Source organism: Endothiovibrio diazotrophicus (assembly GCF_054657215.1).
The window spans coordinates 1-11344 of record NZ_BAAHXB010000156.1 but is presented as its reverse complement, the minus strand read 5'-3'; the positions used below and the strand labels follow the sequence as shown (position 1 = coordinate 11344).

Sequence of the window (11344 nt, the reverse complement as noted above, 5' to 3'; positions counted from 1 at the left end):
TCCCATAGGGGAGATATCTGAATAGCTGTAAGAAAATGACCTCACTGAAGGTCGCATGGCGAGGGATATCAAGCGTGTTCGGGCTTCTGGTCGCGGGCCAGCAGGTTGCGGACGGCATCCAGCGGGGCGAGGCCTTCGTCGACCACCCGGCGGACCTGCTCGACGATCGGCATCTCGACCCCATAGCGCGCGGCACGGCGGGCCACCTCGCGGGCGGTAACCACCCCCTCCACCACCTGGCCGATCTCCTCCAGCGCCCCCTGCAGGGACTTGCCGGAGGCGAGCAGCAGGCCCATGCGGCGATTGCGGGACTGGTCGTCGGTGCAGGTGAGCACCAGGTCGCCGAGGCCGGCGAGCCCCATGAAGGTCTCGGAACGCCCCCCCATGGCCAGCCCCAGGCGCATCATCTCGGCCAACCCGCGGGTGATCAACGCGGCACGGGCATTGGCGCCGAAACCGAGCCCGTCGGAGATGCCGGCGGCGATCGCCAGCACGTTCTTCACCGAGCCCCCCAGCTCGACGCCCACCAGATCCGTGTGGGTGTAGGCGCGGAAACTGCCATGATGGAGGCTGGCGGCCAGCTCTTCGGCGAAGCGCCCGTCGGGGGAGGCGACGGTCACCGCGGTGGGCAGGTCGCGGGCCACCTCGCTGGCGAAGCTGGGGCCGGAGATCACCGCCGCCGGCACCTCCCCGCCCAACACCTCGCGGACCACCTCGTGCAGCAGCAGGCCGGAACCGGGCTCCAACCCCTTGGTCGCCCAGGCGATCCGTCCCACCGGGGGGAGCAGCGGCTGGAGCTGGCGCAGGGTGGAGCGGAATCCCTCGCTGGGCACTGCCACCAGTACGTCCCGCGCCTCGCCGAGCGCCTCGGCGAAGTCGTCGAACAGTTCCAGCCCATCGGGAAAAGGAGTGTCGGGAAGGAAGCGGGCGTTGCGCCGTTCTGCCCGCATCGCCGCCACATGGGCGGGATTGCGCCCCCACAGCCGGGTCGGGCGGCCGTTGCGCGCCAGCAGCACCGCCAACGCGGTGCCCCAGGAGCCCGCGCCGTAGACGGCGATGGGGGTTTGGATCATGGGGTTGGCCTTCTTGTGTCAGCGTGGAGCCAAGCGACGGCGATAACCATGAAGGGCATGAAGAGGAACAAAGGACATGAAGATCACCCCTTCATGCGCTTCGTTCCTCTTCATGCCCTTCATGAGGAGATCCCCCCGAAGCCAGGCGGGGCATCGGCGCTCAGCGCGCCTCAGCCTCGTCAGTTCGCCTTGGCCTGCTGCTGCTTGCGATGGGCGTAGAGGGCGTCGAAGTTGACCGGCGCGAGCAGCAGTTGCGGGAAGCCACCCTTCGTCACCAGGCCGGAGACCACCTCGCGGGCATAGGGGAAGAGGAGGTTGGGGCAGAAGACCCCCAGCGTGTGGTCGAGCTGCTCCTCGGAGAGACCATTGATCGAGAAGATGCCGGCCTGGTGGACCTCGGCGAGGAAGGCGGCCTTGTCGCTGTTCTTGACCGTGGCGGTGACCTTGAGCACCACCTCGAAGACCCCTTCGGCGAGCTTCTCCTGACGGGTATCCAGGTTGATCTGGAGCTCCGGCTTCCACTCCTCGCGGAAGACCTGGGGGGTACCCGGCGCCTCGAAGGAGACGTCCTTCAGGTAGACGTTCTGGATGTTGAACTGGGCGCCGGCGTTGGGTTGTTCACTCATGGAGACGGGATTCCTTTGGTTGGTGAGTATTGGTAGGTGAACAGTGAGCGGTGAATCGTGAGCGGAAAGCGAAATACGGCACGCGGCACGACCTCACCACCGCTCACTCACAAATACTGGCGGGCCCAGGAGACGATCCCCTCCAGGTCCATGGCACCGACGTTGCGCCCCGCCTCGGCCCCCCCTTTGAAGAGGATCACCGTAGGCACACCCCGCACCTCGTGCCGCATCGCCAGGCCGGGGTTGCTCTGGACGTTGACCTTGGCCAGGCGCATCGCCGGCTCGAGCCGGTGGGCCGCCTGATCGAAGGCGGGGGCCATCATCATGCAGGGACCGCAGGTGGGGGACCAGAAGTCCACCAGCACCGGCAGGTCGTTGCGCCGGATGTGACGATCGAAGCTCTTCTCATCGAGCTGGGCCGGGGCGCCGTTGAGCAGCGGCTGACCGCACTTGCCGCACTTGGGGCCGTCGATCAACCGCTCCCGCGGGACCCGGTTGATGCCGTGGCAGTAGTGACAGACCAGATGTACCGGATCGCTCATCACCCTCACTCCTTCAGGCCGAGCCTCTCGTCGAGTTCGCCCATCACGTCCATCTCCGCCATGTCGTCGAAGCCGCCGACGTGGAAGTCGTCGATGAAGATCTGCGGCACGCTGGTGCGGCCACCGGCGCGGCTCTCCATCTCGGGGCGGCGTTCCGGATTGCGGTCGAGAGAGATCATCTCGTAGGTCACCCCCTTGCGTTCCAGCAGCGCCTTGGCGCGGATGCAGTAGGGGCAGGTTTCGGTGCAGTAAAGTTCGACCTTGGGCATGGCGGCTCCTCGGTTACTTGGATTTTTTTTTGGTCAGCGGCAGGTTGGCGTTGCTCCAGGCGAGCACCCCGCCCCCCAGGTTGTAGACCTGCTCGAAGCCGTGCTTGCGCAGGACCGCGCAGGCCGAGGCGGAGCGGTGGCCGCTGCGGCAGACGGCAACCACCGGACGCCCCTTGTGGGCGGCCAGCTCGTCGATCCGGCCGGCCAGCTTGCCGACCGGAATGTGGATGGCGTTGAGAATGTGGCCGCCCTGGAATTCGCGCTCCTCGCGCACGTCGAGCACCACGGCGTCCTGATGGTTGATCAGGCCGGTGGCCTCGGCGGGACCGACTTGGTGGTAGCCGCGCAGGCGGGCACCGAAGAGGTTGTTGAGCAGGAAGGCGAGGGTCACCACCAGGGCGAGCACCAGCTCCCAGTGGTTGACGGCGAATTCGGGCAGCTTTTCCATCGGGACCTACGGGCGTAATCGACAACGGGGCGGGTAGTCTAACCCAAGCGTGGCCATTCGGTTTAACCGCAGACTTCGCAGATCGACACCGATTCGACCAGGACGGAAGTCCGCATCGATCGGCAAGGGCTGCGGCTCATCCGAGCCTTGGGGGTTACTCGCCGCAGCCCTTTACGCCGAGCTTCTTGAGGAAGAAATCGGGCGGGCAGATGCCGGTGAAGCCGCTCTGCAGGAGGTTGGCACCGACGAAGGCCACCAGCCAAAGCCAGTACTCGTGGACGAACAGCGGGTTCCACCCGGCGCCCCAGCCGAGGAACAGGCCGATCAGGGCGATGGCGCCAGCCATGCTGCGGATGATGCGTTCCCGATTCATTGTCATGCGCTCCGTTAACGTCTAAATCGCAACTACGCCACCGCTCGCGGAACGAACGGTGGCGTGCTTGGAGGAGAAACGGCCCCCGGCTGACCAGGCTCCTAGTCGCGCGAACAGAAAACGTCGCGCATCATGCTGATCAGCCGCAGGGTCCGGGCGTCGCCGACCTTATAGTACACGCGGTTGGCGTCCTTGCGCGCAACCAGGATCCCCTTGTCGCGGAGGATCGCCAGGTGCTGGGAGATGTTGCTCTGCGAGGTCCCCACCTGCTCAACGATCTCCTGTACGCTCACCTCGCGATCGCCCAGGGTGCAGAGGATCTTCAGCCGCAGCGGGTGGGACATCGCCTTCAGCGAACGGGCCGCGCGGTCGATGTCCTCGTCGCGGGAGATCAGGGGGTCGGAACCGATGCCGAAATCGTCCTCGACGCAGGTTCCGCTCATGCACTTTTCGCTTGCGACCATGGGCTGCTGCCTTCCGTTATGTAATCGAATCAATATACAATAATACAGCCATATGCCTTTTGAGAAGGTCTTTACTCGGATCCCGCAATCTGCCGCATGAAAAGCGCGCAAAGAGGGCGCCAAGGCAGCCACCGACCGGTTATTATTGCTTCAGCGTCTTTCCCCGGGAGGGGCCTCCCGTGAGCGGGACGCCCCCGACGATACCGACCCCCAACATTTGAGCAGCGTCATGTCAGAGCGGCCGAAGCCGATGGTCCTGATCATCCTCGACGGATGGGGCTACAGCGAAAGCGAACCGTACAACGCCATCCACACCGCGCGCACGCCGGTGTGGGATCACCTGTGGAACGACTACCCCCACACCCTGATCCACGCCTCCGGCGCGGAGGTGGGGCTGCCCGGCGGGCAGATGGGCAACTCCGAGGTGGGCCACCTCAACCTCGGTGCCGGCCGCGTCGTCTACCAGGAGTTCACCCGGGTCAGCCGCTCGATCAAGACCGGCTCGTTCTTCAGCAACAAGACGCTGACCAATGCGGTGGACGCCGCCCGCGAGAACGGCGGAGCGATACACCTCTTCGGCCTGCTCTCCCCCGGCGGTGTCCACAGCCACCAGGAGCATATCTACGCGATGGCCGAGTTGGCGGTGGACCGCGGTGCCGAGCAGGTCTACATGCACGCCTTCCTCGACGGCCGCGACACCCCGCCGAAGAGCGCCGCCGAATACATCCAGGCGCTGGACAACAAGTTCGCCGAACTGGGCCGCGGGCGCATCGCCACCCTCTGTGGGCGCTACTACGCGATGGACCGCGACCGCCGCTGGGCGCGGGTGGAGCCCGCCTACGACCTGCTCACCCAGGGCAAGGCGGAGTACCATGCGACGACCGCGATGGAGGGGCTGGAGGCGGCCTACGCCCGCGAGGAGAGCGACGAATTCGTCAAGCCCACGGTGATCGGCGAGCCGGTGCGGATGAACGACGGCGATGTGGTCATCTTCATGAACTACCGCTCCGACCGCGCTCGCGAAATGACCCAGGCCTTCACCTTCGATGACTTCGACGGCTTCGCGCGGGCTTACCGGCCACGGCTGGCGCAGTACGTCACCCTCACCGAATACCACAAGGACTTCGACCTGCCGGTGGCCTTCCCCACCGAGCGGCTCAACAACACCCTCGGCCAGTACCTCGCCAACCTCGGCCTGCGCCAGTTGCGTCTGGCCGAGACCGAAAAGTACGCCCACGTCACCTTCTTCTTCAACGGCGGCATCGACCAGCCCAACGAGGGCGAGGAGCGCATCCTGATCCCCTCGCCGCATGTCGCCACCTACGACCTGCAGCCAGAGATGGCCGCCGCCGAGGTGACCGACAAGCTGGTCGAGGCGATCGAATCCGCCCGCTTCGACGTCGTCATCTGCAACTACGCCAATCCCGACATGGTCGGCCATACCGGCAACTTCGAGGCGACGGTGAAGGCGCTGGAGACCATCGACAGCTGCCTCGGCCGGGTCTATGCCTCGCTCAAGCGGGCCGGCGGCGAGCTGCTGATCACCGCCGACCACGGCAACTGCGAGCGGATGCGCTCGGAGGAGACCAACCAGGCGCACACCGCCCACACCACCAACCGCACCCCGCTGGTCTATGTCGGCCGCCCCGGCCAGCTCGACCCCCAGGGCGGCGTGCTGGCCGACATCGCCCCCACCATGCTCCACCTGATGGGGCTTGAACAGCCGCGGGAGATGACTGGCCGTTCGCTGGTCCAACTGGAGACCGAGAAGTCCGAATGACCCAACGTCGGCGGCCTCTTCCCATCCTGCTGATCTGCGCCGCGCTGGCCGCCGCCGCGGCGCTCCCCCCGCCCTCCCCCGCCGCCGACCGTCTCGGCGCAAAACAGGCGGAGCTGGAGCAGCTGCGCAAGCGCATCGGCACCGTCCAACGGGACCTGGAACGGGCCCGCGGCCGGCAGAGCGAGGTGGAGCGGGAGTTCGCCGCCAGCGAGCGACAGGTGGCCAACATCGCCTCGCTAATCGCCTCCCTCGACCACAAGCTGGCCGACCAGCAACGCAGCCTCGACAAACTGCGCGGCGAGCGGGAGCAGCAGCACGAGGCCCTCGGCGGCCAGCGCCAGGAACTGGCCCGTCAGGTGCGCGCTGCCCACGCCCTCGGCCGCCAGGAGCGGCTCAAGCTGCTGCTCAACCAGGAAGAGCCGGCGCGCGCCGGCCGGCTGATGGTCTACTACGACTACTTTCACCGCGCCCGCGCCGAGCACATCGCCACCATCAGCAACCGGCTCAGCCGCCTCGACCGGCTGGAGCGGGAGATCCGCGAGGAGAGCCGCCAGCTCGCCCAGATGAAGGGTGAACGCGAGCGCGAGGCGGCCAAACTGAGCGGCAGCCAGGAGCAGCAGCGTCAGCTGCTGGTCCGATTGGAGCGGGAGATCGAGCGTGGCGGACGCAAGCTGGAGCGGCTGCGCGCCGATGAGAGCGCCCTGGCCAAACTGATCGATTCGTTGCGCGAGGCGCTGGCGCGGGTACCGGAGGAGCCACCCCGCGCCCACACCCCCAACCTCCCCTTCAGCCGCCTCAAAGGGCGGCTCGGCTGGCCCACCCGTGGCCGCGTCGCCGCCACCTTCGGCGCCCCCCGCGAGCTGGGCGACTTCCACTGGCAAGGCCTGTTGATCCGCGCCCCCGAGGGGCGCGAGGTCCACGCGGTGGCCCGCGGACGGGTCGCCTACGCCGACTGGCTGCGCGGCTACGGCATGTTGATCATCCTCGACCACGGCCACGGCTACATGAGCCTCTACGGCTACAACCGCAACCTCTACCGCCGGGTGGGCGAATGGGTGGAGGCGGGCGAAACCATCGCCCAGGTGGGGGCCAGCGGCGGACGCAAGGAGAATGCCCTCTACTTCGAAATCCGCCGGCGCGGCAAGCCGATCAACCCCCGCCCCTGGCTCGCCAAGCGATAGGGGAACCAATAGATGCAGGGGGACTCCAACGGGCGTTCCACCCGGTGAAGCGCGGGCGGTTCCCGTCCAGCTGTGCTAATGTCCCCGCAACAGATATCCGACAAGTTCAAGGTGTAAGGAACGGGTTATGAGATTTTCGCTGAACAAGCTCTCCCTGGTGTTCATGGGCATGGTGCTCGGCGTGGCCATCGCCATCGGCAACGGTGCCCAGGCGGAGAAAGAGAGCGGCGTGCTGCCGATCGACGAACTGCGCACCTTCACCGACGTGTTCGCCCAGATCAAGCGCAACTACGTCGAGGAGGTGGACGACAAGACCCTGCTGGAGAACGCCATCCGCGGCATGCTCAGCGGCCTCGACCCCCACTCGGCCTTCCTCGACTCCGACGAATTCCACGAACTGCAGATCGGCACCAGCGGCGAGTTCGGCGGCCTCGGCATCGAGGTCAACATGGAGAACGGCTTCGTCAAGGTGGTCGCGCCGATCGACGACACCCCCGCCGATAAGGCCGGGGTCAAGGCGGGCGACCTGATCATCCGCCTCGACGACGTGCCGGTGAAGGGGATGAGCCTCAACGAGGCGGTCAAGGTGATGCGCGGCAAACCCGGCACCGACATCACCCTCACCATCATCCGCGAGGGCCAGGAGAAGCCGCTGAAGGTGACCATCACCCGCGCCGTCATCAAGGTGAAGAGCGTCAAGCAGCGGATGCTCGAACCCGGCTTCGGCTACGTCCGCGTCACCCAGTTCCAGTCCCGCTCCGCCGCCGGCGTCGAAAAGGCGGTGGAAAAACTGACCAAGGAGAACGGCGGCCCGCTGAAGGGGATGGTCCTCGACCTGCGCAACAACCCCGGCGGCGTGCTCAACGGCGCGGTCGAGATCTCGGACGCGTTCCTCGACAAGGGGCGCATCGTCTACACCGACGGCCGCATCGCCGACTCCAAGCTCGACTTCAACGCCACCCCCGGCGACATCCTCGACGGCGCCCCCCTGGTGGTGCTGGTCAACGGCGGCTCCGCGTCGGCCTCCGAGATCGTCGCCGGCGCCCTCCAGGACCAGAAGCGGGCGGTCATCGTCGGCACCAAGACCTTCGGCAAGGGCTCGGTGCAGACCATCCTGCCGCTGGCCAACAACGCCGGCGTCAAGCTCACCACCGCCCGCTACTTCACCCCCTCCGGCCGCTCCATCCAGGCCGAGGGGATCGAGCCCGACATCGAGCTGGACAGCCTCAAGGTGACCTCCGGGGAGAAGAGCGAGATCGAGCCGCTGAAGGAGGCTGACCTCTCCGGCCACCTGGAGAACGGCGACGGCAAGCATCCGAACCCCGCCGACAACGCAGAAGCGGCCGGCGACGCGGCGAAAAAGCCCCACGACGACCTCGCCGTGAGCGACTTCCAGCTGTTCGAGGCCCTCAACTTGCTAAAGGGCATGGCAATCCTGCAGAATAGGGCCAACTAACGCAGACAAATCCCAGCAGCAACAAAGGGGTGCCTGTGATTCCCGAGAAAACGCGCGAGGTTCAGCCATGACCCGCCGCCGAGACCTTCTGGCGGCGGTCGCCGCCCTCGCCCCCCTCGGCCTCGCCGCCCCGGCCCATGCCGCCTTCCGCGGCACCATCGAGCGCGATCTCCCCACCGCAGAGCCGGTCATCGAGGAGGCGGGCACCTGGAGCGACGATCCCGCCCCGCCCCGCCCCGCCATCAACATCGTCATCGACGACCTCGGCAATCAGCTGGAGCTGGGGCGGCGCGCCATCGCCCTGCCGGTCACCTGCTCCTTCCTCCCCCACACCCTGGTCCAGCGCCAACTGGCCGCAGAGGCCCACGCCCTCGGCCGGGAGATGATCCTGCACACCCCAATGCAGTCGATCCACGGCGCCAAACTGGGCCCTGGCGGACTCACCGTGGAGATGAGCAGCCTGGAGCTGCGCCGCACCATGAACGACAACTTCTCCGCCCTGCCCCGCACCGACGGCGTGAGCAACCACATGGGCAGCCTGCTCACCCGCCATCCGGGACAGATGCAGTTGGTGATGGAGAGCGTGCGCGGCCACCACGGCGGCTTCTTCCTCGACAGCGTTACCACCTCGCGCAGCGTCGCCTTCGAGGTGGCGCGCGAGAACGGCCTTCCCGCCTCCAGGCGCAACGTCTTTCTCGACCACATCTGCGAGCCGAAGAGTATCCACCGCCAATTCCGCCGACTGGTCGCCCGCGCCAAACGCCACGGCACCGCACTGGCCATCGGCCACCCCCACCCCGACACCCTGGCGGTGCTGGAGCGCGAGCTGCCGCGTCTGGCCGACCAGGGGGTCGACCTGGTCACCACCCACCGATTGATCGCCCTGCACCAAGAACGCGACCGCACCTGGCAACCGGTTTGAGGCGCCAGCCCGCCCCATCTCCCGAGTGGGAGATGGGGCGGGCCGGCGCCTCAAACCGGTATTGAATGGTGAAAACGATGGTGCGCGCGTACGGTGTGCCGAGGTACGAGGCGCACCAGTCTCGACGGAGTGACGCACTCCTTCACCCCGAACCATTCCACTTCCCCCAAAACGAGAGGAGGTTGTCATGAGCAAGCGCGTACTGGTCCCCCTTGCCCAAGGCTGCGAGGAACTGGAGGCGGTCACCATCATCGATCTGTTGCGCCGCGCCGGCATCGAGGTGGTCACCGCCGGCCTCGACGACCAGCCGGTCACCGCCAGTCGCGGGGTGGTACTGGTTCCCGACACCGACCTTGATGAGGCCCTCCGGACCGACTACGACATGGTGGTGCTCCCCGGCGGCCTGCCTGGCGCCGACCATCTCGACAACGATCCCCGCATCCGCCAGTTGCTGGTAAAGATGGCCGAGAGCGAGCGCTTCACCGCCGCCATCTGCGCCGCCCCCAAGGTGCTCGCCTCCAGCGGCCTGCTCGCCGGCAAGGCGGCCACCGCCTACCCCGGCACCCTGGAGCGTCTCGAACTGGCCGACACCGCCCTGACGGGCGAACCGGTGATCCGCGACGGCAAGGTGATCACCTCTCGCGGCCCCGGCACCGCCATGGACTTCGCCCTCGAATTGATCGAAGCGCTAGCCGGTCGCGCCAAACGCGACGAGGTCGAAGCGCCATTGGTGCGCCCCTGAAAGCCGTCAAGAATTTAAACGCAAAGGCGCAAAGACGCGAAGGGCCGCAAAGTTCAGGAAAAAACCTTTGCGCCCTTCGCGTCTTTGCGCCTTTGCGTTGAAACCGGATTCGCCACGATGTTCATCCTGAGACTGATCGCCAACAACCTGGCACCGCTGACCCTGCTCGCGGCCGTAGCAGCCTATTTCGTCCCCGAGCTGTTCCTGCCGGTGAAGCCGCTGATCAGCTGGTTCTTCGGCGCCACCATGCTCGCCCTCGGCGTGGTGCTCAATCCCGATGAGCTGAAGGAGACCCTCAACCACCCCGGCCAGATCGGCATCGGGGTGATCACCCAGTACACCGTGATGCCGCTGGCCGGCTTCGCCGCTGCCTGGATCTCGGGACTGCCGCCGGCGCTGGCCCTCGGCCTGATCATCGTCGGCTGCGCCCCCGGCGCCATGGCCTCCAACGTCATCGTCTACCTCGCCGGCGGCGCGGTCGCCTACTCGGTCGCGTTGACCACCGTCTCCACCCTGCTCGCACCGCTGCTCACCCCCGCACTGGTGAAGCTGCTCGGCGGGGTGTTCATGCCGGTCCCCTTCTGGCTGATGGTCCAGACCATCCTCTTCACCGCGCTCTTCCCGCTGCTCGCGGGGATGGCCAGCCGCCGCCTGCTCGGCGAACGGCTCACGCTGGCCACTGAGCTGGCACCGGCGGTGGCGGCACTGGCCATCGTGGTGATCTGCGGCTATGTGGTCGCCGCCAATCAGGCGCGGCTGGGCGAGATCGGCCCGACCCTGTTCGCCCTGGTGGTGCTGGTCAACGCGCTGGGCTACATCACCGGCTGGCAGCTGGCCCGGCTGTTCCGCTTCGACCCCTCGCGCCGACTGGCGCTCTCCATCGAGATCGGCATGCAGAACGCCGGGCTCGGGGCGGTGCTGGCGCTCCAGCACTTCGACCCGGAGACCGCATTGCCCGGGGCGCTGTTCGCCACCTGGTGTATCCTCACCGCCGCCGGCGCCACCGCCTACCTGCGGCGACGGGCGGCACCTCCGATCCCCGCACCACTCCCCTGAACGACTTCAGCGGCTTTTTAGCGCTGGGCATGAAAGCGGAAACGCTTGATCATTTCGAGGGGCGCATGCAGTCCCTACGGCACCTCTCCATTCGCGTATTTCCTGAAGCGCTTCATCACCGATTTCGGCGGCAACTTGGTGCCCGGAATCTCCTTGAGCCCCCAACGCAGCAGCTCCCGCAGCAGCGGAAAAAGCCCCTCGCCCTTTTCGCTCAACCGGTACTCGTAGCGCACCGGCCGCTCCTGATAGGGCGCACGCACCACCAAGTCATGCTCCTGCAATAGTTTCAGGCGGGCGGCAAGGACGAGGAGCGACCTTCAGACCGTAATGCTCTGAAAGAATCGAATGCTCTGAAAGAATCGTGGCCTAAGGGCTCGCGAAAGAATAACTTCCTGTTTTGGGGCGTCGAGAT

13 protein-coding genes and 1 pseudogene are annotated in these 11344 nt (G+C 66.6%); 6 read left to right on the top strand and 8 right to left on the bottom strand.

Annotated features, from left to right (window positions below; translation table 11 throughout):
• Positions 1-68 precede the first annotated feature (68 nt).
• The 7 genes from ACYQ2W_RS23905 to ACYQ2W_RS23875 all read right to left on the bottom strand — a co-directional run bounded on the left by ACYQ2W_RS23905 (position 69) and on the right by ACYQ2W_RS23875 (position 3774).
• The gene (locus ACYQ2W_RS23905) at positions 69-1073 is read right to left on the bottom strand and encodes an NAD(P)H-dependent glycerol-3-phosphate dehydrogenase (RefSeq protein WP_459873094.1); all 1005 of its coding nucleotides are present in this window, start codon (positions 1071-1073) and stop codon (positions 69-71) included.
• 179 nt (positions 1074-1252) lie between these two features.
• On the bottom strand, positions 1253-1699 hold the full coding sequence (gene secB / locus ACYQ2W_RS23900; RefSeq protein WP_459873092.1) for a protein-export chaperone SecB: 447 nt from the start codon (positions 1697-1699) through the stop codon (positions 1253-1255).
• A gap of 107 nt (positions 1700-1806) precedes the next feature.
• The gene (locus ACYQ2W_RS23895) at positions 1807-2241 is read right to left on the bottom strand and encodes a thioredoxin family protein (RefSeq protein ID WP_459873090.1); all 435 of its coding nucleotides are present in this window, start codon (positions 2239-2241) and stop codon (positions 1807-1809) included.
• Between the two features lie 5 nt (positions 2242-2246).
• Positions 2247-2510: a glutaredoxin 3 gene (grxC, locus tag ACYQ2W_RS23890; protein WP_459873088.1), complete on the bottom strand. Its 264-nt coding sequence runs from the start codon at positions 2508-2510 to the stop codon at positions 2247-2249.
• A gap of 13 nt (positions 2511-2523) precedes the next feature.
• Positions 2524-2958, bottom strand: a complete 435-nt coding sequence (locus tag ACYQ2W_RS23885; RefSeq protein ID WP_459873086.1) for a rhodanese-like domain-containing protein — start codon at positions 2956-2958, stop codon at positions 2524-2526.
• Between the two features lie 154 nt (positions 2959-3112).
• A complete protein-coding gene (locus ACYQ2W_RS23880) occupies positions 3113-3331 on the bottom strand; it encodes a YgaP family membrane protein (protein WP_459873084.1) in 219 nt (72 codons plus the stop codon).
• Between the two features lie 101 nt (positions 3332-3432).
• Positions 3433-3774, bottom strand: a complete 342-nt coding sequence (locus tag ACYQ2W_RS23875; RefSeq protein WP_459873082.1) for an ArsR/SmtB family transcription factor — start codon at positions 3772-3774, stop codon at positions 3433-3435.
• A gap of 250 nt (positions 3775-4024) precedes the next feature.
• On the opposite strand from ACYQ2W_RS23875, the gene gpmI reads away from it, so the two are divergent.
• The 6 genes from gpmI to ACYQ2W_RS23845 all read left to right on the top strand — a co-directional run bounded on the left by gpmI (position 4025) and on the right by ACYQ2W_RS23845 (position 10932).
• Positions 4025-5575, top strand: coding sequence for a 2,3-bisphosphoglycerate-independent phosphoglycerate mutase (gpmI, locus tag ACYQ2W_RS23870; protein ID WP_459873080.1), 1551 nt, complete (start codon positions 4025-4027; stop codon positions 5573-5575).
• Positions 5572-6756, top strand: coding sequence for a murein hydrolase activator EnvC family protein (locus ACYQ2W_RS23865; RefSeq protein ID WP_459873078.1), 1185 nt, complete (start codon positions 5572-5574; stop codon positions 6754-6756). Before gpmI ends, ACYQ2W_RS23865 begins: the two co-directional genes overlap by 4 nt.
• A 127-nt stretch (positions 6757-6883) precedes the next feature.
• Positions 6884-8212 carry a S41 family peptidase gene (locus tag ACYQ2W_RS23860; RefSeq protein WP_459873076.1) on the top strand — a complete coding sequence of 443 codons (1329 nt, stop codon included), beginning with the start codon at positions 6884-6886 and terminating at the stop codon, positions 8210-8212.
• A 67-nt stretch (positions 8213-8279) separates the two neighbouring features.
• Positions 8280-9134, top strand: coding sequence for a divergent polysaccharide deacetylase family protein (locus ACYQ2W_RS23855; protein WP_459873074.1), 855 nt, complete (start codon positions 8280-8282; stop codon positions 9132-9134).
• A 187-nt stretch (positions 9135-9321) separates the two neighbouring features.
• Positions 9322-9876 carry a DJ-1 family glyoxalase III gene (locus ACYQ2W_RS23850; RefSeq protein ID WP_459873072.1) on the top strand — a complete coding sequence of 185 codons (555 nt, stop codon included), beginning with the start codon at positions 9322-9324 and terminating at the stop codon, positions 9874-9876.
• 117 nt (positions 9877-9993) lie between these two features.
• Positions 9994-10932 carry a bile acid:sodium symporter family protein gene (locus ACYQ2W_RS23845; RefSeq protein WP_459873070.1) on the top strand — a complete coding sequence of 313 codons (939 nt, stop codon included), beginning with the start codon at positions 9994-9996 and terminating at the stop codon, positions 10930-10932.
• Positions 10933-11006: 74 nt separating this feature from the next.
• Here ACYQ2W_RS23845 and ACYQ2W_RS23840 read toward each other — a convergent pair.
• Positions 11007-11225, bottom strand: a pseudogene (locus ACYQ2W_RS23840) (winged helix-turn-helix transcriptional regulator); the annotation flags it as partial.
• Between the last annotated feature and the right edge of the window lie 119 nt (positions 11226-11344).